This window comes from Rossellomorea orangium (genome assembly GCF_019334305.1).
Classification (GTDB): domain Bacteria; phylum Bacillota; class Bacilli; order Bacillales; family Bacillaceae_B; genus Rossellomorea.
Genome location: NZ_JAHWGH010000014.1, coordinates 656,647 through 679,661, shown reverse-complemented (window position 1 = coordinate 679,661; position 23,015 = coordinate 656,647). Strand labels below are relative to the sequence as shown.

The window sequence follows — 23,015 nt, the reverse complement described above, 5'->3', positions numbered from 1 at the left end:
TCATGTTAAAGATTATTGTTTGTGTGAAGCGTATTTTTTCATTCCGAGTGTTGTTCCACCAGCGATGATCAGAAGGGCTGCAAGAAGGAATTCGAATGGGAATTCGTTTTCGTCAGCGGTTCCACCCATACCAGTGTTAGGCATTTCTGAAGGCATGTTGGCTTTGAATTTGTCAGGGAATTGATCAGCGAAAGCACCTGATAATCCTTTTGCCGGGTTCAGCATATGCTCATATGCCATACGGATTCCGTCCCATGCTTTTTCATAGTCACCTGCAGCGTAGCTGTCGAATGCGCCAGTCAGTTGTTCTACGTGCATTTGAAGACCGTCTGCCAGGGCATCGGATTTCAAGCGGCCGTCTGTTGCTGTTTCAAGGAATTTAGAGAATTCAGCGCGGTATCCATCAAGATTCTTGATCGCTTCTTTTTTAGCTGCTTCATCCTCGGCTCCCGTTGCTTTTACATAGTCCACGAAGAATCCGATATGTTTTGACCACATGTCTTTAAATTGGTTACCGGCCTCTTCACCATATACAGATGCGATGGCTGCAGAAAGATCTTCCGTGTTGGCATTCAGTGCATTAACCGAAGCGTCAAAGTCTTTTGAACCGTCGATTCCGTTTTGCATCGCCATGGTAGCAAGGGCAGCATGCTCGGTTAACAGATGGTTAAGGGTCGAGCGTAAGTCTGTTGCAGGAGTCACGGCCATCGTGTTTTCGAATTTATCCGGATATTGGTCCGTGATCGCACTGGATAATCCTTTTGATACCATGGCCATATGTCCGATTGCTTCACGCTCATATTCGTAAGCCTTTTCATAGTCTCCGGCAACATAACTATCAAATGCACCGATCAATTGGTTGATATGCATTTGTAGTCCTTCTGCCAGACTATCAGATTTCAAACGTTCACCAGTAGCGGTCTCAAGGAAATTCGAGAACTCTTCTTTATATCCTGCCAGATTCGCCAGGGCTTCATCTTTGGCAGCCTGGTCATTCGCACCCGTTGCTTTTACATAATCCACGAAGAATCCGATGTGATTCGTCCAGATCGTGTTGAACTGGTTGCCGGCTTCTTCACCATACACAGAAGCGATGGCACCTTTTAAGTCGGCTGCGTTATCATTTAAAGCACCGGCTGCCGCATCGAAATCTTCCGCGCCTTCTGCTCCACGTCTCATGGCTTCAACGGCTAAGTATGCATGTTCAGTAAGTAAGCGATCCAAAGTTGTTCTTAATTCTCCTGCCGGTGTATCCACTTTGGCATCATGAGAATGATCTTCACCGTTATGTGCTGATACTGCACCTGCAGTTGGAATTAGTAGTGTCATACTTAATGGGACGGCTAAATAACTTTTTTTCATTTTCATAAGTAAATCTCTCCTTTTGATTTTTTTATATTTTCATAGAGCTAACGACAGAAGTTTTAACATGGATCACTTTTTTAAAAACTTTTTTCAATTCTTTTGAAAAGGCTGTTTTCGCAAAGATTGTTGCATTGCATCCAAACTTAGATTTACGATGCTCTGTCATTTAGGTTGTGGTGCAGGAGGGTGAAGGGAACTGCTCCGCTTTCCACGGACGTTCGGCCGAGCCTCCTCAGCACAATTCGCTTCCGGGGTCTCGGCACGCCCGTTTTCCGTAGGAGTCTACGCAGTTCCCTTCACCCTCTAGAGTAGTAAGTGTTGACAGAGCAAAACGGTGTGTGACCATCCGTTTAAAAAGAGTAAAGGACTATTAAATAAAATCAGTCACTTCATCGAATGAAAAAGCAGTGGCATACGCAATCTCTCCATTTCCTTTGTGATAGTCAAACTTTTCGTCAGTTGATTGGAGCGGAAAGCGAGCACCTGTAGCGGAAATCAACCGCCACTCGCTACATCCAAAAGCAACAAGTTTACGAAAACAGCCTTTGAATAAAGGAAAAATAGGGTGTGGAATGATAGAAAGAGTGAAGAGTCTTTACTAAGCGGCCCTTTAAAAGAAGAGAAATTTTTGTTTAATATTTGTACAACTTCTGTTACATAGGACTATGTTCCCTAGTTCGAATACCTCAAACATTTGGATAGGCGCTTTTATTCAAATAAAAGAAAAGGGGATTGAAAAAATGCCCGTCAGTAAAGGGCTGACGGGCAAAACATAATGGGTAAAACTTTTTTTAGATTTCCGACGCTAACACGATGTCCCCCTGGGGAAGCTGACTATCAGCATCCGGTTCAAGGGTGATGGCCACCGTATCCCAATCTTTCTTCGTAAATTCTTCATTGAACTTGAATACGACGGAGCCTTTTCCATCCTTACTGGTGACAAACGTTCCGGCTCGTTCTGGCTTTTCATCTTTAATGAGCCATACCTGATACACTTCTTCATCTGAAAGATCCTGAAGTTCAGATGCCTGGACCACCATGCTCGTTTGTGCTCCTTGCTTGATGATGCTGGCAGTTCCCTTAGCATTGCCATTGACGGCAGCGAGATCGACATATTGGACGACTTGATCGATCGTTGCTTGTTCAACTACTTCATTCTGGTCCTCAAGCTGGGTAAACAGATAAGCATTGCCGATAAGGGAAAGGGCTAATGCTGCGGCAACAGAAGGGAGGAACCATGTCCTGTTCTTCTTCGCTTTTTTGATTGATCCAGCGCCTTCCGGTTTCTCATCCCCCAGAATATGAGCGAAAACACGGTCTTCCAGGTCTTTGGGAGGTTCAACAACATCAGATGCGAACGGCATATAGTCCGATAACTGCTCCAGTTCATGAAGTTCTTCAAGACACTGATCACAGCTTTTTAAATGCTTCTCAAATTGAGCTTTCTCTAGTTCAGATAAATGACCGTTGTAGTAATCCAGTAATTGATCGCATGGTTGTATCGTCATTCGAACGTACCTCCTTTCCCTTTTAGACACGTGTGTAAATGCTTCAGGGCTAAACGGATTCTTCCTTTGACTGTTCCAAGTGGAGTATCGGTTGATTCAGCGATGGATTGTTGAGTCAACCCTCTAAAATAGAATAATTGCACGATTCTTTGCTGGTCATCCTTCAATGATTGGATACAATCTCTGATCGCGGTCCCTTTTTCCTTCCACTCTAATTGATCGGCGGGAGTTTCATAGGTTACCTGAAGGGAGTCCTTCTCTATATATTCAACAGACTCATGTTTTTTGCGTCTGCGTAACGCATCAAGGCACGTATTTCTCGTCATCGTTAACAGCCATGATGAGAATTTTCCTTTACTGTGGTCATAGGGAGAGTGCTTTTTCCAGAGTTTCATGAAAACCTCCTGGATCACTTCCTCCGCGATTTCACGGTCTCCCGTCATTTTATACGAAAACGAATAGATCAGTTTTTCATATTGCTGATAGAGCTGTCGTAATGCAGTCGAGTCTTTTGCCAAAACACGTTGATACAGTTCTACATCCTGCAAATCATTGGGCATAATACGCTCCTTATCTTTGACATATAAAATAAGGATACTAAACAACGGGTAGGAACTCAATTGTAATAAGCTAACGAGGGGAATAAGAATTTGGATCACATATGTTTGAAAAAAATGTTAGTGGGGTAAATAGATGGGTTTGATATTGGACAAAAAAGTATCCCCCAACCGAATGGGGGATAGAATCTTTTTATTTTACTTTTTGTAATTTGTGAATCACGGATAGGGAACGTCCTGTTCCGATTGCCACAGACTCAAGAGGGTTTGGAGCTAAGTGAACCGGTACAACGATCTCCTGGCTCAGCCAATCCTGAAGTCCATTCAGAAGGGCTCCGCCACCTGTTAAGATGACTCCGCGGTCAACGATGTCCCCACTCAGTTCAGGAGGACAATTTTCCAATGTTGCACGGATGGTTTCCAAGATGTGTAGAAGAGACTCTTTCAACGCATCCTGGATTTCGTTTGATGAAAGTTCAATCGTTTTCGGCAGACCTGTCACCAGGTCACGTCCACGGATATCCATGGTTCTTTCTTCGTGATCGATCAGTGCTTGGCCGACTTCGATCTTCACTAATTCAGCCGTTCTTTCTCCAATGAGGAGATTGTAGCGTTTACGCACATATTGAACGATATCTTCATCCATTTGATCTCCACCGATACGGATGGTATTGCAAGAAACAACCCCTCCGTAAGAGATGATCGCCACTTCCGTCGTTCCTCCGCCAATATCAACGATGACGTTGGCAACAGGCTCACCTACAGGGAGGTCAGCACCGATTGCAGCAGCAACAGGCTCTTCGATAAGGGTCACGGATTTTGCGCCGCTACCTCTTACCGCATCCTGAATTGCTCTTCTCTCAACACTTGTCGCACCGGATGGCGTACACACAACCACGGTCGGCTTGCGGATAGAAAATCCTAATTTTTTACTCGCCTTCTTCATGACTTGCTTCAGCATTTCAGTTGTCACATCAAAGTCGGCAATCACACCATCTTTAAGAGGGCGTACAGCCACGATCTTCCCAGGTGTTTTCCCGATCATGCTCTTGGCTTCGGTTCCGACAGCCAAGACCGTTTTGTTTTCAGTGTCGATGGCCACAACAGATGGCTCGTTAAGTATAATTCCTTTATTTTTACTATAAACAAGTATATTTGCAGTTCCTAAATCGATCCCAATTTCAGAGTTTGATAACATCAGTATTCCTCCAACTATAAGAATTCTAGACAGTATAACCTTCTATACAGTATAGGAGATTTTCGGGGGTTATGTAGGTGGAGATATTTACCACCGACAAATTGTTACAAAGTATGACAGAAGTGAAAGCGTCACTCAAAAAACAAAAGGTCTTCATAAAGGGTTTCTATATACCCTAGTGTGTATATAGGGACGGACCTCTACTTTTTGTTCGTTAAAAAAATTTAAACGTTCTGTAATAATAAAAGGGGTGTTTTGACTAGTGAGAAAGGGTGGGGGAAGGTAGTCGTAGGGGAATGGTGTGAGGTTATTGTCGGAATTTGGGAGGCTATCGTGGGCATTTCTATACCTGGATACCGGCGGCAATCTCATTTATCAGCGAATTTTCCTTGAAATTTTTAAAAAGGAGAATGCCCCTGCACGAGGCATTCTCCCAGTCAATCAAAGTGTAAATTGTTCCAGTTGTTTCTTCATTTCCATCGTCATCTTGTTCAGCTCGCCCACCTGCTCATTCATTCGTTCAAAGTATCGAAGCTGTTCTTCTGTTGAAGACGAAATTTCTTCCGTTCCGGCGGCTGTTTCTTCCGTGATGGCCGAAATATTTTCAATGGCGGCAATCACCTGGTTGGTCCGCTGGGAAGAGGCATGCATCCCGGTTTCGAGTTTGGAGAGATTATCAAATATAGTAGAAACATTTCCGGAAATCTCTTCAAAAGAACGCTCCGTAACGCTCATGGAATCCAGCTGCTGGTTAGAAAGGGTCTTTCCTTTTTGGGAAGCATCCATGATGGACTGTATGCCCTGTTTGATGCTCCCGACCATGCTTCCGATGCGTTCGGTGGCAATGGAAGAGTCCTCAGCAAGCTTACGGACTTCCTGGGCCACGACGGCGAAACCTTTCCCTGCGTCGCCGGCACGGGCGGCTTCAATGGCTGCATTCAGGGCAAGGAGGTTTGTTTGATCGGCAATTTCACGTACCGCCTGGGCGGCATCCTCGATCTCCCCTGTATATTGGGCAAAGGATTCAACAGAATCCATGATAGAGGAGGAAGATTCGGCGATCATTTCAGCAAATTCCTGTTGTTGATTTAAGGATGTACGACCGTTTCCGACAGATGATAGTGCGACTTTACTGCTTTCTGATGATTCAACACTCTGTTCGACAGTCTGAGAGAAATCATCACCCATCACCGCCATAAGGGCAGCGGTGGATTGGATATCCTCAGAAATCGATTGACTCCCTTTGGCAAGTTCCTCTGTGGAGAGTGCTACCTGATTGCTGCTTTCCGTCAGACTTGTCATCTGGGTGCGCACATCGTGGGTAAACCTTTCTACATTGGTTCCGATGTCATGGACGGATTGGACCGTACTTCGCAGATTCTCGACCATATGTTGAAAGGCTGTTTGAAGCTTATCGACTTCGAATCGGCTGTTCTTCTCTTTGACCGAATCGATGGTGATCGTTAAATCCCCATTTGCCATCTTCTCGGCATTATCCACCATCCGGTTCAATGGTTTGACGATTCTTCGGCTGAGCAGGTTCGATGCTATCAGAGAGAGGAGTACCGTCACGATGAAACCGATGATGGAGGCCCAGACGATAAATTGGATCTGACTCTTATTTTCTTGCAGTAAATTTTCATACCATTCGTTTGTTTGCTTATGCAATAGATACATATCGTTCAACACACCTGAAATACGTATCGATTGCCGTTTAATTTCCGCTTTGTCCATTTCACTGAGAGCTGCATCCGATGCCGATTTCAAATCGGTGAATTTAGACTCAATGGAAGAAAGAGTCTGTTTTTGATTTTTTACTGAAACGAGCTTCTTCAGATCGGTGATTTGAGCAGAGGTTTGCTTTAGCAAACTTTCGACCATCTGCTTATTTTCCTCTGTTGAATTCACCGAGTAATTCGAAAGTGCCTGCTTCGTCACAATGAGATCTCCGCGCAAGGATTCGGTCTCGAGCAGCACCTCTACATCTTCTTTGGCAGAATTCTGCAAGAATACCAATTGCGAGACGATATAGCCGATGATGATGGTGGACAGGACAAGGGGGATCAACCCCAAGATCAGTAAACGTTTTTTTAGTGCCATGACATTACTCCTTAAGTAGATTTATTGCATATTGACGGTAATATCACCAGAGATGATTTTGTTCTTGGCATCTTCCAGCTTTTTCGTTTCTTCCGGTGAAAGATTCACGACACGGATTGGGGCAAGTCCGACACCGTCTTCTTTAAGGCCCAATTCATAGGCGTGCTGAGAAATCTTATGTTCGTTCATAAGTTCATCCGTTATGTTGAAAACGGCGTTGTCGACTTTTTTGACCATAGAAGTGACGACAGATTTTTCCGCAATGAAATACTGATCCGAATCGACCCCACCCGATAAAACGCCTGCTTTCTGAGCAGCCTGGATGGCCCCGACTCCTGTGAATCCGGCAGCAGGGTAAAGGAAATCCGCACCCTGTTTCATTTGTTTCTCTGCGATTGTCCTCCCTAAGTCGGCGTCACCGAAATTGTTCGCGTTGTTTTTGATGACCTTAATGGAAGGGTTGATATATTTAGCCCCTTGAATATAACCTTTTTCAAAGCGCTCAATGACTGGAACATCGGCCCCACTGATGAACCCGATCGTACCTGTCTTGGATTTCATCGCGGCCACCATACCGAGAAGGAAGCTTCCTTCATGTTCTTTGAACGTAATCGATGTAATATTATCGAGTTCTGAAAATCCGTCGATCAATAGAAATTGTTGATCGGGATTTTCGCTTGCCACCTTTTCAAGGGCATCCTGGATTGAAAACCCCAGTCCAATGACAAGTTCATGATCCTGATCGACAAGTTCCTTAAGGGCTCCTTCGAAATCCCCATCCGGCGCTTCTCTATAATCAAATAAAATCCCCAATTCTTCACGGGCACGTTCGAGCCCCCTGAAGGCGGAATCATTAAATGAACCATCCCCGAGACCTGTATCAGAAAGAAGGATTCCGATACTCTGTTGTTTTTCTGTGCTGGTTTCTTTCGTCATAGGCGAAGAACACCCTGCCATCACAAGCATGACAAGAAGAAACATACTGACTATTTTTTTCAAACCGTAACCTCCAAAAATAAAAATAATAAGACACTTCACATGTCCGTACCTCTGTATTATCGGAGGGACGGACCTATTTTGAAGGGGGTGGGGAAAAAGAGTTAGGGGGAATCATAATTATTTGTTGGGAATAATTCTAGAGTGGATCAGAGAGAGAAAGGGGACTCGTACCGGTGGATGATGGATGACGGCGGATTTTATCGGCGAATGCCGGGCGTACCCACACAAAAAGAGGCTGGGACATAACTAAATCTATACACTCTAAAGACGAACAATGAGATTACTTGTAACACCGCTGTTGATTTCCGTGCAAGACTTCGCTTTCCTCGGGCGGAAGGCGAGCCTCCTCGTCGCTGTCGCTCCTGCGGGGTCTCACCTATTCCGCTTTTTCCGCAGGAGTCTTCGTCTTGCACTCCAATCAACAGCTAGAACCTGCTAAATAAATGGATTATAAAAAAAAAAATCCGAACGAGTTAGATTTTTATCAAATCACTCGTTCGGATTCTTCCTTATCTGAAACCCTTTTGTCCCAGCCTCCTAAACTAATACGCTTTACGGAAAAACTCCGCCAGCTCTTCACTATGTTTTTTACGGGCTTTACGGTGTTCAGCCCGATTTTTAGCTGTTTCGTTCAGCCATTTCTCTTCTTCCGTTTCTGGAACCACTTCAGGAATCACGGCTGGTTTGTTTCCTTCCAATGCTACAAACGTTAAGAAGGAGATGGCAGCCACATTGGTTTCTCCAGTCAGGAGCACCTCTGATGTCACTTTCACACAGATTTCCATGGAGCTTCGTCCCGTGTACGTGACGATGGCTTCCAGTGTAACGGCGTCGCCGACTTTAATGGGTTGAAGGAAGTCGACAGAATCCGTGGATGCCGTTACGACAGGCTTTCGGGCATGTCGGGTTGCGGCGATGGAGGCTACATCGTCTATATAGGCCATCAGTTTTCCACCGAATAACGTACCGTGATGGTTCGTATCAGGTGGAAGAACGTGGGTCGTTTTACTGGTTTTCGTTTCTTTCATGGTCTTTTTTTCTCTCAATGGTTTCACCTTCCGTTGTCAATGTGAAAAAGATTTCTACCTTATACTATTCACTAAATGGCTCGGGAAGAAACATAAATGACGCAAAAAATTATAGAAATATACTAATGATGATGGCTGTGATAAAGCTTGCGAGTGTTCCTGCAAGGATGGCTTTCAAGCTTAGTTTAGACACCATCGGTCGTTGCGTCGGTTCTAATGAACCTAGTCCGACGATCAGCTGTCCGATGGAAGACAGGTTGGCGAAATTACAAAGGGCAACAGAAAGGATCGCCACGGTCTTGGGTGAAAGCTCGTTCATCATGCCAGAGAGCTCTTTGTAAGCCACGAACTCGTTTACAGAAAGCTTCGTCCCGATGATGGACGCGGCACGGAATGCTTCATCCATCGGGATGCCGACGAGTAGTGCAAGAGGATAGAATACGTAGCCAAAGACAGTTGATAGGCTTGTATCCACTAATCCAAGCAGTCCATTCACGGCCGCCAGTATCCCGATGAATGCGATCAATAGCCCACCAATATTAATGGCTAATTGAGTTCCGCTCAGTGCGCCTTCGGAAATCGCTTCAAATACGTTCGTATGAGTGGTTTTTCCTAACGAAATATCTCCGTTCGTCGCCGATTCTTCTGTTTCCGGTTCAATGATCTTCGCGATGACGAGGGAGACGATGGGAACACTGAATACAGACAGAAGAAGGAATTTCATATCGATCCCCATCAGTGAGTATCCAATCAGGATGGCGCCACTCGCTGAAGCCGTTCCCCCTACCATGACGGCAAATAATTCAGAACGGGTCAGCTTCACTAAGTAAGGCTTGATCAACAGGGGAGCTTCCGCCAAACCGAGGAACGAATTCCCGATCGCGTTAAACGACTCGACCTTCGTCGTACCAAGGATCTTTCCTAATCCAATCCCGATGTATTTTACAAAGAACGGGATGATGCGCAAATAGTAAAGAGCAGAAATAAGGGCAGAAATAAAGATGATGGCGCCTAACACATTGATGGCAAAAACAAATGAGATGTTCGTCCCTTTTTCAAAGAATCCGCCGAACACAAACATGATTCCTTCATTGCTGTAATCAATGACTTTCTGGACACCGAGTGCCGCTTTCTTCAGGACCGTTTGTCCAAACGGAACCTTCAATACGAAAAGAACAAGTAGAAATTCGAGGCAGATGCCGATGACGATCGTCCGCCATTGAATGGCCGAGCGGTTGCTGCTCAACAACCACGCTAGAAATAAAACGCCAAGTAAAGATAAGATGCCATACACTAAACTCACAATACCATTCCTCCAAAAAATGATTTCTTCATCGAATCCTCAAGGTATATGTCGTATGATGTCAGACTTCTCAAAAAAGCAAATAAAAAAGTGCATGAAGACATTCTCTAATAAACATAGGGAAAGTCTCCATACACGTAGCATATAGAAAAGACTTTCCTTATAGTCTAGCAATTTACGGCTGCCAGGTAGAGACTTATGGTCCATATCACCATAGATATATAAGGAATTCGTATGAAGTTATTTTTAAAATATGTTCTTTACTTTATCACAGGAAGAAAGCCCTCCACAACCGTTTTTTCAAAAGTATTTCAATGGAAAAACGTGGTGGTTCCTTATGACTATTTTTAATAATTTTCCAAAAATAATAGTTTACTAGTATAACTTTTGGGGAACTTTCTCAAACACATATAATAAATATGAAGGGAAGAAGTCCGATGTTTGAGAATGGTTTACTGTTTACACTAGTATCCTGTGTCTTTTTTATGGGATTGGTTGCGTGGGTTTCATACATAAAAACAAAGGGGTCCCTGAATGACTCCACGGGTTATTTTCTGGCAGGGAGGGGGCTGACAGGAACCTTTATTGCAGGGTCGCTGCTACTCACCAATTTATCTGCAGAACAATTGGTGGGTTTGAATGGGCAGGCGTTCCGTGCGAACCTGTCGAACATGGCGTGGGAAGTGACCGCCGCATTTGCCATCATCATCATGGCCCTGTATTTGCTCCCAAAATATTTGGGGAGAAGTTTCACCACATTACCTGAGTTTCTCAATCAACGATATGATAAGGGCGTCCGCCAATATACGACCATTCTCTTTATGCTGGGATATGTGTTTGTGACGATTCCTTCTATGCTTTATTCAGGGGCTCTGGCCGTTCTGAAGTTATTCGATATTCCTGAACTGCTCGGCATATCCTATACGCAATCGATATGGGTGATTGTGTGGACAATCGGCATCATTGGCAGTATTTATGCCATTTTCGGGGGACTGAAGGCTGTTGCGATTTCGGATACATTAAATGGAGTGGGACTCTTGATCATTGGAATCCTTGTACCGATTTTAGGATTTTATGCGCTTGGAGATGGAAACATCTTCTCCGGCGTGAAGGAGATTGCGACGAAGAACCCGGAGAAGCTTAATTCCATTGGATCTGCATCGGATTCCGTCCCATTTTCGACTATTTTTACTGGCCTGCTTTTTGCGAATTTATTCTACTGGGCTTCCAATCAATATGTGATCCAGCGTACTTTAGGTGCAAAGAATCTGGCGGAAGGGCAGAAAGGCGTCATCATTTCGGGCTTCTATAAACTCCTGGTCCCATTTATGATGATGCTTCCGGGCGTCATCGCCTTTCATCTGTATGGAGATTCTTTGAAAAGTGTGGACTTGGCATATCCTGCATTGATCAACGCCGTGCTTCCTTCTTATTTGACGGGATTTTTCCTGGCTGTATTGCTTGGAGCGGTGCTAAGCTCCTTTAACTCATTGTTAAACAGTGCAGCGACACTATTCGCCCTTGATATTTACAAGCCTCAATTCAATCCGGGAGTGAGCGATCAGAAGTTGATCACCATCAGTAAATGGTTCGGTGCACTGCTGGCCGTTGTATCCATGTGCGTTTCTCCATTACTGATCCATGCAACAGACGGGTTATGGGACTTGATCAGGCGATTTACAGGCTTCTTCAATATCCCGATCATCGTCGTCTTGCTAGTCGGGGTGTTTTCAAAACGGATTCCGGCAGTGGCTGCGAAAACGGTCATCATCCTTCACGTCATCACGTATTACATGCTTGTATGGGGGACGGGACATCTATTCGGATTCAGTATCGACATCAACTTCATTCACATCTATGGAATTCTGTTTGTGGCAGAAGTGTTCTTGATGCTAATGATCGGCTGGTGGAAACCGATGGAGAAGCCATATGAATACCGCTATAATCCGAAAGTGGACATGATGCCATGGAAATACAGCATCCCACTTTCCATTGTATTGATGGCTTCAGTCGTACTCACATATTTCATCTTTTCACCGATTGGACTGGCGTACGAGTCAGGTGTCATTTCACCATACTTCTGGCCGGCCACCGGAGGATTGTCCCTCCTGACAGCAGGACTGATCCTTTGGTCCCTGAAAAGATGGAACCAAAAATACAAAGCATACCTGCTCAAAAACAAAACATACAAACTGAGCCGTACCAAAAGATACTCTGTCAAACCAAACCTGAACCCCATCTACTCATCTAAACTACTGAAATAAAAAAAGGGACGGACCTTCATTCCTATGACCTGGTCATAGGAATCGAGGTCCGTCCCTCTCATGTTTATTTTGTACGTTCTAATAGGTTTGCAAGAACGTGTTTTTTGTATGATTCGACATAGCGTTCTTCGTAGTGGCGTACGCCTGCTTTTTTTAGTTCTTGTACGTACCAGCCTTTGCTTCCGATATGCATTGAAATCAACATCCTTTCTTTGCGTAGTATTGATTGGAATCTCCGACTAACTCTCGAAAGAGCTACGTTAAGATTGCTTACGGTTGTACATTGTAACATCTCACTTTTTATGGGAAAAGGGGGTAAACGGAATTTTTCAGATTCATCCTTTTCTGACAATTTTCCAGAAGAAAAATAAATTTTTTTGAAAAAAAGTGATCCAAATATGAACTACCTTCGTTAGCTTCGTGAAAATGGGATGCAGGGTGGGTGTCGGACAAGATTTTTCAACACACCATGTGTACCTGGTACAATCAATTCATTTTGTACCAGGTACAACAGATACAGCACTATTCAAAAGAACATTTTAGCATCCGCTATTTGAATCGGAAGGAGGTGACAAGACGCAGTGCAAAAATGCCTAATTCAGGCTTTGCTTTTTCTTGGAGTCATCAGTATTCCAACCTTTGCTTCAGCAGAGGGGGGACTTCTCTCCAATGTGACGGATGAAGTCAACGCTGTCACTGACAGCGCGACAACGACCGTGAATGAAGCCGTGTCCGCTCCTGACGAGGAGAAGGACAAACCTTCAGAGGAGGATCAGCAATCCAAAGGGAATATCCTTTCCAGTACGGTTGATTCGGTGACAGATACGGTCGATCAGACGACAGAATCGGTTACAGGCACAGTGAACGCTGCAACAAAGACTGTTGGAAACACCGCTAATAAAACCGTTGAACACACGACAAAACCAGTTACTGATATTGTAGGGGACTCAGCGGCTCCTGTAACGGAAACGGTGAACAACACCACCAAAGCGGTTACCAATACCGTTGAAAAAACAACGAAATCTGTAACGGGTACAGTGGATTCAACGACGAAGACGGTTACCAACACAGTTGTAGAAACAACGAAGCCTGTGACGGAATCATTGTCAGACGATAAACCTCTGTTGGAAGTGGATCTGTCAGATGATCCTGAAGTAAAAGTGAATACAGGGGTCGTCGATGTCGAAGTGTCCAAAGATCCACAGGTGAAAGTGGATACCGGTGTAGTCGACGCCGATGTTTCAAAGGAACCAGCTGTCAAATTGGACATTGAAACAGAAGTGCCCGACGAGCCTTTGGTCGACACAGAGGATAAAGATCGTGACGTCGAAATGGAGAGGGCAGATGTTCGAAAGGAACCGGTCAAAGAAGAAGTTCCGGTCGAATCTGATCAAAGCTCCATTGGAATAAGCAAAGCCAAAAACCAAATTGAAACCATACTTACAAAACCGGTTGAAGTGGAGAAAGAGCGTTCCGTTAAAATGGAAGTACCTGAAAATCAGAACGAACAGCCTTCTCCACCCCGTAAAAAGATGGAACCGGTCCTGACGACGACTACAATGAATTCAACCAGTCAGTCATCCAGTACAAGTGGAATGAGCGGTCAGGTAACAGGATCATCTTCTCTATGGGTTGTGTCGGAGCAATATGCAACGGCCGTCAACTTACAAAAAACCAATATGTACGAGAAAAATAATCTCTACTATGATCAGTGGTTAAACGCACCACCGTCCCAACCACCTCAAGATTCTCTTCTTTTCAAAAGTATATAAACTTAAAAACTTTTAAAAGGAGAGAAAAATAAAATGAGAAAAAGCGTATTTAGAACATTGGTAATGACAGGTGGATTAGCAGCAAGTCTTGCAATCGGAGGTCACACGAGCTTAGCGGCAGGGAATGATTCACTGCTGGGTAGCAATGATGGGTTATTGGAAAACATCAACATCCTTGATTCAGAAGATGGTTTATTAAATGGACTTAACATCGGAGGATCAGACGAAGAATCGAATACGGATGCAAACGCCGATGCTGATGCAAACGTCGTCAATGAAACGGTTGTGGATGAAGAAAATGATTCTGTCATGACCAAGAACGGTGCAGAAGCAACTTCAGATGTAAACGCAAACGTTGAAGGAGAAGACGAATCAGCAGAAGTGAACGCTGATACAGACGCAGCTGTTATGAATGAAACGACAGTAGAAGAAGATTCAGCGACTTCAAAGACAGAAGCGGGAGCATCCCAGGATGTGAATGCAGCAGTTGAAGGAGAAGACGAGTCGGCAGAAGTGAATGCTGATACAGAGGCTGGTGTCATGAATGAAACAACGTACAGCGAAGAGGACGATTCATTTACTTCAAAGACAGAAGCAGGAGCATCTCAGGATGTAAACGCAGCGGTTGAAGGAGAAGACGAATCAGCAGCAGTAAGTGCTGATACGGAAGCTGGTGTCATGAATGAAACGACGTACAGCGAAGAAGACGATTCTTTTACTTCAAAGACAGAAGCAGGAGCATCCCAGGATGTAAACGCAGCAGTTGAAGGAGAAGACGGATCAGCAGAAGTGAATGCTGATACAGAAGCTGGTGTCATGAATGAAACGACGTACAGCGAAGAAGACGATTCTTTCACATCCATGACTGAAGCGGGAGCATCTCAGGATGTAAACGCAGCAGTTGAAGGAGAAGATGGATCAGCAGCAGTAAACGCTATGACTGACGCTGGAATCATGAATGAAACGATGTACAATGAAGAAGATGATTCTTATGCTTCTACTACTTCCGGAAACCTTGCTTCTGTTCTTAATGCTTCTGCATCTGATGAAGAGAATGAAGTGAGTGCTGATGCGATGACTGATTCCAATGTATGGGTGATGACAGAAGGCAGTGAAGAAAACGATTCTTCTAAAACGTCAATCGGTACTGAATCTGCAAACGGTCTGGTACTTGGAACAATGGATAAAGAAGATGGTGATTCTTCTCAAGTAGAAGCAATGAACGATACTTCTGTTATGACAACTGTTGAAAACAGCGAAGACTATTCCAAGTTCGAAGCGAATGCAGCGAATAACCTAATGCTTGGTGCTATGACAAACGATGAAGACAATGAATCTGCAGCTACTGTCATGAACGCAGTGAATGCGGGACTATGGGCTGAATCAATGGATTCTGAAGAAGAAGAGTATAGAAGTGCAGGATTAAATGCAGGTACGGATACTGCTCTTGGATTTTTATCTTCTGACGAGGACAACGAATCGTCTCTTCTATCAAACCTTGGTGTAAATACAGATGCAAGCTACACACGATGGGAAAATGAAGAGTCTTCAGATTCAGAATTCAACCTTGGTCTTTCAACAGATCTTGGTCTAAATACAATGCTGCAGTCTGATGATGAAGGATTTGATCTGGGACTGTAATAGAAAAGGAAAAGGAATGATCCATTGCGGATCATTCCTTTTTTTAATGAGCAGCTTTCTTCAGTTCCAATTCTTCCTTCTCAAAACGATCGAACATGATGAAGAAGAGTCCAGCACTGACAAGAGCAAGAATCGAAAGGATGATGAACGTCCAATCATATCCTACATAAAGAGACAGGGTGATGGACAGAGGTGCAATCGTCCTTGCAATCGTGAAGCGCAGACTGGCTGCGGCAAAATACTGCCCACGCATATGCTCCGGCGCAAGCTTTGATACGAAGCTCTGCTGAATACCGGCCGTCATCAACTCTGCAAATGTGAACACCGCCATGCTGATCACAAACATCCATACGGAACTCGTTTGACCAAACATAAAGATCGAAACCGCATAGATGAGAGAAGATAGAATGAATACATTACGCTCGCGGAATTTTGTGATCCATCTTGTAATGACCACTGTAAGAAGGGCCACCAGGAATCCATTTTCGGACAGGATTAAACCAAATACCTGCTCACTTACAAGGGTCAATGACCAGTCCCCGAAGCTGAACAGAGTGGCTTTATCCATCACATCTTTAATATATACAGGAATCAAGAGATCCAATTGCATGAATGTCTGACCTACGAGAACCCCCGCTAAAATAAACAATAAGAACGTTTTGTCCTTGAATATGACACTATAATCTTTAAATTGATCTGACAATACACTATGCCATGCTTTCTTCTTTCCTTCAGTGACGAGGAGCTTATTCTTATCGGCGGGTGCCGTTTCCCTCGTCATTTTAGATAGCAGAAGAGCTAAAAGGATACAAATAAGTGCCGCTGCGATCAATAATTGAAAGCGGTAGTGGACGTAGAAGATGCCCCCTAATATCGGTCCTACGACGACGGCGATATTGATAGACGTGTAAAAGACGGCAAACACATGGCTCCGGTCTTTCTCATCCACGACATCTGCCACCATGGCCTGACTTGCGGGCCAATAAAATGAGCCGAACACACCTACTAAACTGAAACAGATAAATCCGATCATGGCAGAATCGAGCCACGGTGAGCTGGCGAGTCCAAAGATTAGAAATGCCAATCCTTGTCCAAATGCCGATATGACCATCATCCGTTTACGCCCGAAGCGGTCCGCACAATATCCTCCCATCAAGTTCGCCACGACGGCGAATACCTGTGAAAGGACCAATAATAAACCTGCCGTCTGCTTTCCGAATGACTCTGTAAAATAAATCGTCAAAAACGGAAAGAACATCCAGAAGGTAATATTTATCGCTGCTTCCCCAAACAGCCGGACCTTCAAATTACGATCCCAATCCCTAATTCTCATCTAAATCCCTCCCCCTTATGAAACTCTAGATGAACTAGAATATCATAGCCTGATGGGACAAATTAAACAAGACTGTTTTACTGGTATTTGTAAAAATACAATCATGATGGTCCTGAGTCCAAAGATACCAATTACAATTCTTTGAATACATTGAATGTATGAACGATGAAAGGATCGGTGGACGGAGGTGATCGATAGACTAATACTCATTACGGGAGTGTGGACTCAGGTAGTCGGGACGGTAATTGCAGCCATCGGTGAAACCATGATCATCCGGGAAGAAAGGTTGAATCAGGAGCCTGTCGGACTTCGGTTGGTCTCCATCGGAAATGGATTCGAGGCGGCGGGAAATGCCCTTCAGGCTGTCGGTGCCGAAAAATTGTCAGATGGATCGATAGGGGAAACCTATCGTGTGATCGGTGACTGGATCCAAGCCTCCGGAAACGTAACAAATGTCTATGCGGCCGAGCTCCAATTTTCAGGAAAAGAGCTGGAAGGATTGAATCTGGATATCTTTGGAGATACCGTTCAATCTATCGGTGCGGTACTTGAGGCATACGGAGCTACCTTAAGTACGCGTGACTATTCACAGCTACTCGCTTATGGGAATACGCTTCAATCCCTGGGTGCAGCCCTTGAAGCGGTGGGAGAAGTATATATTTTAAAGGAAATGAAGGATCTCGGACTACAGATCACGACTTTCGGGAGCTATGCACAGGCAGCAGGAGCGACAATTGCTGCGATTGCGTTGACGAAACAATATGGATAGTGGTGATTTGGAACTGATATTGGCTGGATGCCTGACTACATAGCAGGTGGAAGGAGAATCAGATGGGGTATGAAACGGGAATTGCGTCATTTCTTTAGGTGATTGCGTCAAAATTAAGTTTATTGCGTCGTTTTAATCATAATTGCGTCATTTTCCATTGGGATTGCGTCAAAAATATGGTTAATTGCTTCTTTTTACAAATTAAACCATTTGATTGAGCGCTCAGTCAAAAAAAGCAGCCAAGCCACCCATCAAAAAAAACAAAACCCCCAAAAAGCAGCCAAGCTGCCTCTCAGGGATTTACACTACATAGTAAACTTAAAACGCCCAACCGCCATCACGGAATACTGCTTCCGTCGAGCCGTCTTCTTTCACTCCATCGATGTTCATTTTGTCAGAACCGATCATGAAGTCTACGTGAGTGATACTGTTGTTCAAGCCGTTTTTCTCAAGCTCTTCTTCACTCATTTTCTTTCCGCCTTCGATACAGAATGCATAGGCATTACCGATCGCTAGGTGATTTGATGCGTTCTCATCGAATAATGTGTTGTAGAATAACACGTTCGATTGAGAAATCGGCGATTGATGAGGCACAAGGGCAATTTCCCCAAGATAGTGAGATCCTTCATCTGTATCTACCAGGCGCTTCAGGATTTCTTCGCCTTCTTCAGCCTTCACATCCACGATGCGTCCGTTTTCGAACGTGATCGTGAAGTTGTCGATCACGTTACCACCGTAGCTAAGAGGTTTCGTGCTTGATACTGTACCGTTTACACCGGTTTTAAGTGGAACCGTGAATACTTCTTCCGTCGGCATGTTGGCCATGAAAGTCGTTCCTTCTTCGTTCACGCTTCCAGCTCCAACCCAAAGGTGACCTTTCGGAAGTTCGATCGTAAGGTCCGTCCCTGGTGCTGTGTAATGAAGCTTTTGGTAGTTCTTTTCGTTCAGGTATTCGACTTTTTCGTGAAGGTTTGCGTCGTGATCTTTCCAAGCCTGTACAGGGTCTGCCTGGTCGGCGCGTACCGCTTTGAAGATAGCGTCCCATAATAGGTCCACTTGCTCTTCTTCAGAAGCATCAGGGAATACTTTTGCAGCCCAGTCTTTCGAAGGAGCGGCAAGTACACACCAGCTCACTTTGTCCGATTGAATGAACTGACGGTATTTGGACATCGCTTTACCGGCAACCTTCTGGAAGTTTGAGATACGCTCAGGATTTACCCCTTTTAACAGGTCAGGGCTTGAGGAAACGATGCTCATGAATGCAGCGCCGCCTTCAGCAAGCGTTTCGACTTCACGTGCTTTCCACTCAGGGAACTCCTGGAATGCTTCGTCAGGGGCAAGGTCGTATTTCGTACGGTTGACAATATCGTCACTCCAGTTGACGTATACGTGCTTAGCTCCTACTTCATAGGCTTTCTTTACTACTAAGCGGACGAATTCTGCTGAGTCGAGTGAAGTGTTGATGACAAGGGTCTGACCCTTCTGGACGTTCACTCCGACTTCGACTGCAAGACTTGCGTATTTTTCAAGATTTTGTTGGAAATTAGTCATATGTATTCTCCTTTTTTCAGAATGTTCTATTACATTCTTATTGTATCAGTGATGGCACCGTTTGCAAATGTTTACACCTATCTTTGTATCCTGTGTAAAGATGCCGGGAATTATTTAGACATGCCGGTGAAAATATGAACGTTCTATGGCATTGAACCAAGAAGCATAGCCTGGTTTTGGACAACTATACTATAATGATGGAAGCATGATTTTTTTTAAAAAAGGGGGAGTACTAAATGCGGTGGCATGTCCTTTTATTACGTATGGCCGCCATCTATGGGTTTATCGGAGCATTTCTCGGGTCTCATATGGCAGGGGCCGGATCATATGCATTCAAGCCGATTCACGCTCATATTTTAGTTGTGGGCTGGTTGAGTTTATTTGCGTATTCTTCCTATTACCGTTCCTATCAGGTGCCGAAATCTTCTAAACTGGCATTTGCCCATGTCTGGTCAGCGATCATAGGGTCGATTGGATTGACCGTCGGGATGTGGATGTATAATCTAAATCCATTCAACCTGCCGTCAAGCTTTACAACGGTATTCTATATTGTCGGGGGAAGCACGTTATTACTCAGCTTTTTCCTATTTATGTTAATGACGTTTACATATAGTGAGAGCAAAGAGTGAAGCGTTCAGCTGCTGATTATTTAACTTTATTCAGCAGCTGAACTTCTGATACGGTGTAAAACGGATCGTAACCAATCATCTCTTTATACTTACAAAAAAACTCCCCACCCTCCACAGGTGAGAAGTTTCTTCAGGTTGACGTTTCATCCCGCTTTTGTTCCTGAAAGAGGAACCGGTAATCCATCGGGTTCTGAATCAAATCGGACAGGCTATATTCATCGAGTACAGAGAGGTAGGCATTCAATGCTTTGCCGAGTACATGCTTTAATCCGCATACAGGTGTAATGATGCAGGAATTATTTTGGGCATCAAAGCATTCGACAAGATGGAAATCCTCTTCGGTGACCCGGACGAGTTTCCCAATATTTATTTCTTCAGGGGATTGTGCAAGTCTGATCCCGCCGTTTCTGCCCCGGATCGTTTCGATCATCCCCATTTTTCCAAGTTCATACGTCACTTTCATCAGGTGATTCTTTGAGATGCTGTAGGCATCCGCGATTTCTTTTATATTAGAGAGTTCTTCTTTCGGTTTGGAAGCCAGGAAAATCAGGACCCTCAGTGAGTAGTCGGTGTATAAAGTTAGTCTCATGTATCTCACCTTTCCGTTCCGTTATCCCCATTATACAGAAGGAAGTAAGTTTGTGTCTAAATGTGACTGTTTTGTTAAAGATGTATTTTGTATATTGCTTTAATGGTGGAAGAGGAGTAAGTTAAAGATGTATTCAAAATATATCTTTAGAGGTGATCTTTATGCTATCTCAAAAAACCATTGAAATCGTGAAATCCACTGCTCCTGTCTTAGAAGTGAAAGGAACGGAAATAACGTCCACTTTTTATAAAAATTTATTTACTGATCATCCAGAATTATTAAATATCTTCAACCATGCCAATCAGAAAAAGGGAAGACAGCAGACGGCATTGGCCAATACGGTTTACGCTGCGGCTCAAAATATCGATAAGCTCGAGAGTATTCTTCCGGTTGTAAAGCAGATTGCACATAAGCATAGAAGTCTCGGAGTCAAACCGGAGCATTATCCAATCGTTGGAGAGCATTTGCTTCAAGCAATCAAGCAGGTTCTGGGAGAGGCAGCGACAGATGAGATCATTGAAGCATGGGGAGAAGCATACGGGGTCATCGCCGGAGTATTTATCGATGTGGAGGAAGAAATGTATCAGGAGGCGGAATATAGAGACTTTAAACCGTTTATGGTGGCAAAAAAGGTAGTGGAAAGTGAGTGCGTGACTTCTTTCTATCTTCAACCAAAAGATGGAGGTACTGTTCCGACCTTCATACCTGGGCAATATATCTCTGTCAGGGTGACGATTCCTGGTGAAGAATTCACCCATATCCGCCAATACAGTTTATCAAGTGCGCCGCTGGAGAAATTCTTCAGGATTTCCGTAAAAAGAGAAGCAGAACATGATCCAAAAGGGAAAGTGTCTAATTTCTTACATGACGAGATGACAGAAGGAAGCGAGATTGAGGTCAGTGCACCGGCGGGGGATTTTTATTTAGAAGATGGAAGCTCACCTGTAGCGCTCATTAGCGGAGGTGTCGGCATCACGCCTATGATGAGCATGCTTGAAAGGGTGGCAAGGAACGCGCCTGAGCGCAGAACGGCGTTTATCCATGCAAGCAGAAATGAAGGAGTGCACCCTTTTAAAGAAGAGGTCGACAACATCATGGGTGAATTTGAAAATGGGCAAGCCTGCTATATATATGAAAATCCCCGTGATGAATCCGGGGCTCATTTTACAGGCTACGTGAACAAAGACATCCTGAAGCAATATGTGGATGCGGCAACGGAATGCTATGTGTGCGGACCTGCACCGTTCATGAAAGCTGTCATTCAGATGTTACAAGAAATGGGCGTATCTAAGGTCCGTTATGAATTCTTCGGTCCGGCGATGGATTTATCGAAGAAGGAAAGTGTGTCGGTTTAACCTTTTGAGCTCGTCCTTTCAACAGGGGCAACAGAAAAACGCTAGGAATCCTAGCGTTTTTTTGTCTTTAATAGCGATGTTCATCATTGTCTTCACGGTTTTTAAACGCTTCTTGTGTCACGATCAGTTCTTCATCGCCCACTGCATCTTCAGAATGTTTAGCGGAAGTACTATTTTGAGGGAAATTCCCAGGATGACCCTTTTTCTTTGATTCGAATGATTTACCACGTGCCATGTGCGCCACTCCTTTTCGTTTGTGATACACGTAGTTTTTCCAGGAGGACTGAAAATATGTGTAAAGGAATTGTCAGAAAATAGACGCATCCTTTACACTCAAAAAACGTGCAAATTGGATATAATGATAGTAACGAGTTACTTGCTGCCAAGAATCAACTGATTCCACTGAATGGAGGGGTAAAGTTGGATTTTTCAATGATTGTATCGGAGCAACGGATCAAGAAAGCGTATGAGGACGGAGAGTTTAGTCATTTGCCCGGATTTGGCAAGCCGTTGAATCTGGACGATGATTTGGGGGTGCCGGAGGAATTGAAGATGGCCCACCGGATGATGAAGAATGCAGGGTACACGATGGATGAAATGAATGTAAAAAAAGAAATGATGCGGATTGAGGACATGATCAGGGCGTGTGAGAATGAGGATGAAAAGCGGGACCTCCAGCAAAGCCTGAATGAGAAGATGCTGAAGTACAACGGCATGCTTTCTAAAAAGCGGGTCAATACAAATAGTTCGCTCTTCAAGAATTATGAACATAAATTAGAAAATAAGCTTCTGAAATAACAAAAGACCACTTTCTTCCCGGAAAGTGGTCTTTTCCTTATTTCGGCTCCTTGTCTTCTTTAAATAAGAAGAAGGAAATCACTCCGGAGAGGAGCGTGCCCCCGATGATGAGCATGATCTTAGAGCCAAGCTCGATCTCGGAATAGTATTTGCCTAGCATCCAATAAGAAGCAACGGCTACAAGGATCATGATGGGAATGATCATGGTGAATCGTTTATCCAAAAGTGCCACATCCTTTAAATCTGCTTCCTTTAG

At 44.2% G+C, this 23,015-nt stretch carries 21 protein-coding genes and 1 riboswitch; of the genes, 7 read left to right on the top strand and 14 right to left on the bottom strand.

Annotation, left to right across the window (positions count from 1 at the left end):
• Positions 1–12: 12 nt before the first annotated feature.
• The 8 genes from KYJ26_RS13130 to KYJ26_RS13095 all read right to left on the bottom strand — a co-directional run bounded on the left by KYJ26_RS13130 (position 13) and on the right by KYJ26_RS13095 (position 10,058).
• Positions 13–1,368: a copper amine oxidase gene (locus tag KYJ26_RS13130; RefSeq protein ID WP_219167744.1), complete on the bottom strand. Its 1,356-nt coding sequence runs from the start codon at positions 1,366–1,368 to the stop codon at positions 13–15.
• 788 nt (positions 1,369–2,156) lie between these two features.
• On the bottom strand, positions 2,157–2,873 hold the full coding sequence (locus tag KYJ26_RS13125; protein WP_219167742.1) for an anti-sigma factor: 717 nt from the start codon (positions 2,871–2,873) through the stop codon (positions 2,157–2,159).
• On the bottom strand, positions 2,870–3,433 hold the full coding sequence (locus KYJ26_RS13120; protein WP_219167740.1) for an RNA polymerase sigma factor: 564 nt from the start codon (positions 3,431–3,433) through the stop codon (positions 2,870–2,872). Before KYJ26_RS13120 ends, KYJ26_RS13125 begins: the two co-directional genes overlap by 4 nt.
• 190 nt (positions 3,434–3,623) lie before the next feature.
• On the bottom strand, positions 3,624–4,628 hold the full coding sequence (gene mreBH, locus KYJ26_RS13115) for a rod-share determining protein MreBH (RefSeq protein ID WP_034761217.1): 1,005 nt from the start codon (positions 4,626–4,628) through the stop codon (positions 3,624–3,626).
• Between the two features lie 441 nt (positions 4,629–5,069).
• Entirely contained in the window at positions 5,070–6,728 is a 1,659-nt protein-coding gene (locus KYJ26_RS13110; protein WP_219167738.1) for a methyl-accepting chemotaxis protein, read from the bottom strand.
• A gap of 21 nt (positions 6,729–6,749) precedes the next feature.
• The gene (locus KYJ26_RS13105) at positions 6,750–7,727 is read right to left on the bottom strand and encodes a BMP family ABC transporter substrate-binding protein (protein WP_219167736.1); all 978 of its coding nucleotides are present in this window, start codon (positions 7,725–7,727) and stop codon (positions 6,750–6,752) included.
• 542 nt (positions 7,728–8,269) lie between these two features.
• On the bottom strand, positions 8,270–8,773 hold the full coding sequence (locus tag KYJ26_RS13100; RefSeq protein WP_219167735.1) for an acyl-CoA thioesterase: 504 nt from the start codon (positions 8,771–8,773) through the stop codon (positions 8,270–8,272).
• A 91-nt stretch (positions 8,774–8,864) separates the two neighbouring features.
• The gene (locus KYJ26_RS13095; protein WP_219167734.1) at positions 8,865–10,058 is read right to left on the bottom strand and encodes a NupC/NupG family nucleoside CNT transporter; all 1,194 of its coding nucleotides are present in this window, start codon (positions 10,056–10,058) and stop codon (positions 8,865–8,867) included.
• Positions 10,059–10,201: 143 nt separating this feature from the next.
• Positions 10,202–10,303, bottom strand: a riboswitch (purine riboswitch).
• 192 nt (positions 10,304–10,495) lie between these two features.
• Here KYJ26_RS13095 and KYJ26_RS13090 point away from each other — a divergent pair.
• Positions 10,496–12,322 carry a solute:sodium symporter family transporter gene (locus tag KYJ26_RS13090; RefSeq protein WP_219167732.1) on the top strand — a complete coding sequence of 609 codons (1,827 nt, stop codon included), beginning with the start codon at positions 10,496–10,498 and terminating at the stop codon, positions 12,320–12,322.
• A gap of 64 nt (positions 12,323–12,386) precedes the next feature.
• Here the strand turns inward: KYJ26_RS13090 and KYJ26_RS13085 are convergent, their stop codons facing one another.
• Positions 12,387–12,515 carry a YflJ family protein gene (locus tag KYJ26_RS13085; RefSeq protein ID WP_082386245.1) on the bottom strand — a complete coding sequence of 43 codons (129 nt, stop codon included), beginning with the start codon at positions 12,513–12,515 and terminating at the stop codon, positions 12,387–12,389.
• A 388-nt stretch (positions 12,516–12,903) separates the two neighbouring features.
• Here KYJ26_RS13085 and KYJ26_RS13080 point away from each other — a divergent pair, with 388 nt between their 5' ends.
• Both KYJ26_RS13080 and KYJ26_RS13075 read left to right on the top strand, forming a co-directional pair.
• Complete coding sequence (locus KYJ26_RS13080; protein WP_219167730.1) at positions 12,904–14,094, top strand: hypothetical protein; 1,191 nt, start codon at positions 12,904–12,906, stop codon at positions 14,092–14,094.
• Positions 14,095–14,127: 33 nt separating this feature from the next.
• A complete protein-coding gene (locus KYJ26_RS13075) occupies positions 14,128–15,735 on the top strand; it encodes a hypothetical protein (RefSeq protein ID WP_219167728.1) in 1,608 nt (535 codons plus the stop codon).
• Positions 15,736–15,778: 43 nt separating this feature from the next.
• Here the strand turns inward: KYJ26_RS13075 and KYJ26_RS13070 are convergent, their stop codons facing one another.
• Positions 15,779–17,068, bottom strand: coding sequence for an MDR family MFS transporter (locus KYJ26_RS13070; protein WP_219167727.1), 1,290 nt, complete (start codon positions 17,066–17,068; stop codon positions 15,779–15,781).
• A gap of 187 nt (positions 17,069–17,255) precedes the next feature.
• On the opposite strand from KYJ26_RS13070, the gene KYJ26_RS13065 reads away from it, so the two are divergent.
• Entirely contained in the window at positions 17,256–17,837 is a 582-nt protein-coding gene (locus tag KYJ26_RS13065; protein WP_219167725.1) for a DUF6944 family repetitive protein, read from the top strand.
• 318 nt (positions 17,838–18,155) lie between these two features.
• On the opposite strand, the gene KYJ26_RS13060 is transcribed toward KYJ26_RS13065, so the two are convergent.
• Positions 18,156–19,388 (bottom strand): aminopeptidase, encoded by a 1,233-nt coding sequence (locus tag KYJ26_RS13060; protein ID WP_219167723.1) that lies wholly within the window; start codon positions 19,386–19,388, stop codon positions 18,156–18,158.
• A gap of 236 nt (positions 19,389–19,624) precedes the next feature.
• On the opposite strand from KYJ26_RS13060, the gene KYJ26_RS13055 reads away from it, so the two are divergent.
• The gene (locus tag KYJ26_RS13055; RefSeq protein ID WP_219167721.1) at positions 19,625–20,017 is read left to right on the top strand and encodes a hypothetical protein; all 393 of its coding nucleotides are present in this window, start codon (positions 19,625–19,627) and stop codon (positions 20,015–20,017) included.
• Positions 20,018–20,147: 130 nt separating this feature from the next.
• On the opposite strand, the gene KYJ26_RS13050 is transcribed toward KYJ26_RS13055, so the two are convergent.
• The gene (locus tag KYJ26_RS13050; protein ID WP_219167719.1) at positions 20,148–20,606 is read right to left on the bottom strand and encodes an RrF2 family transcriptional regulator; all 459 of its coding nucleotides are present in this window, start codon (positions 20,604–20,606) and stop codon (positions 20,148–20,150) included.
• Between the two features lie 161 nt (positions 20,607–20,767).
• Between KYJ26_RS13050 and hmpA the strand changes: the two genes are divergently transcribed.
• Entirely contained in the window at positions 20,768–21,961 is a 1,194-nt protein-coding gene (gene hmpA, locus KYJ26_RS13045) for an NO-inducible flavohemoprotein (RefSeq protein WP_219167717.1), read from the top strand.
• Positions 21,962–22,028: 67 nt separating this feature from the next.
• Here hmpA and KYJ26_RS13040 read toward each other — a convergent pair whose 3' ends face one another.
• On the bottom strand, positions 22,029–22,196 hold the full coding sequence (locus tag KYJ26_RS13040) for a hypothetical protein (protein WP_179886427.1): 168 nt from the start codon (positions 22,194–22,196) through the stop codon (positions 22,029–22,031).
• A gap of 185 nt (positions 22,197–22,381) precedes the next feature.
• On the opposite strand from KYJ26_RS13040, the gene KYJ26_RS13035 reads away from it, so the two are divergent.
• On the top strand, positions 22,382–22,759 hold the full coding sequence (locus KYJ26_RS13035; protein WP_219167713.1) for a DnaJ family domain-containing protein: 378 nt from the start codon (positions 22,382–22,384) through the stop codon (positions 22,757–22,759).
• 37 nt (positions 22,760–22,796) lie between these two features.
• Here KYJ26_RS13035 and KYJ26_RS13030 read toward each other — a convergent pair whose 3' ends face one another.
• Complete coding sequence (locus KYJ26_RS13030) at positions 22,797–22,982, bottom strand: histidine kinase (protein WP_226671853.1); 186 nt, start codon at positions 22,980–22,982, stop codon at positions 22,797–22,799.
• Between the last annotated feature and the right edge of the window lie 33 nt (positions 22,983–23,015).

What these genes read in the sequence shown, in the direction of transcription:
- KYJ26_RS13130 (WP_219167744.1), bottom strand. Translation starts at nt 1,368, where the DNA reads ATGAAAATGAAAAAAAGTTATTTAGCCGTCCCATTAAGTATGACACTA.
- KYJ26_RS13125 (WP_219167742.1), bottom strand. Translation starts at nt 2,873, where the DNA reads ATGACGATACAACCATGCGATCAATTACTGGATTACTACAACGGTCAT.
- KYJ26_RS13120 (WP_219167740.1), bottom strand. Translation starts at nt 3,433, where the DNA reads ATGCCCAATGATTTGCAGGATGTAGAACTGTATCAACGTGTTTTGGCA.
- mreBH (WP_034761217.1), bottom strand. Translation starts at nt 4,628, where the DNA reads ATGTTATCAAACTCTGAAATTGGGATCGATTTAGGAACTGCAAATATA.
- KYJ26_RS13110 (WP_219167738.1), bottom strand. Translation starts at nt 6,728, where the DNA reads ATGGCACTAAAAAAACGTTTACTGATCTTGGGGTTGATCCCCCTTGTC.
- KYJ26_RS13090 (WP_219167732.1), top strand. Translation starts at nt 10,496, where the DNA reads ATGTTTGAGAATGGTTTACTGTTTACACTAGTATCCTGTGTCTTTTTT.
- KYJ26_RS13085 (WP_082386245.1), bottom strand. Translation starts at nt 12,515, where the DNA reads ATGCATATCGGAAGCAAAGGCTGGTACGTACAAGAACTAAAAAAAGCA.
- KYJ26_RS13075 (WP_219167728.1), top strand. Translation starts at nt 14,128, where the DNA reads ATGAGAAAAAGCGTATTTAGAACATTGGTAATGACAGGTGGATTAGCA.
- KYJ26_RS13070 (WP_219167727.1), bottom strand. Translation starts at nt 17,068, where the DNA reads ATGAGAATTAGGGATTGGGATCGTAATTTGAAGGTCCGGCTGTTTGGG.
- KYJ26_RS13060 (WP_219167723.1), bottom strand. Translation starts at nt 19,388, where the DNA reads ATGACTAATTTCCAACAAAATCTTGAAAAATACGCAAGTCTTGCAGTC.
- KYJ26_RS13055 (WP_219167721.1), top strand. Translation starts at nt 19,625, where the DNA reads ATGCGGTGGCATGTCCTTTTATTACGTATGGCCGCCATCTATGGGTTT.
- KYJ26_RS13050 (WP_219167719.1), bottom strand. Translation starts at nt 20,606, where the DNA reads ATGAGACTAACTTTATACACCGACTACTCACTGAGGGTCCTGATTTTC.
- hmpA (WP_219167717.1), top strand. Translation starts at nt 20,768, where the DNA reads ATGCTATCTCAAAAAACCATTGAAATCGTGAAATCCACTGCTCCTGTC.
- KYJ26_RS13040 (WP_179886427.1), bottom strand. Translation starts at nt 22,196, where the DNA reads ATGGCACGTGGTAAATCATTCGAATCAAAGAAAAAGGGTCATCCTGGG.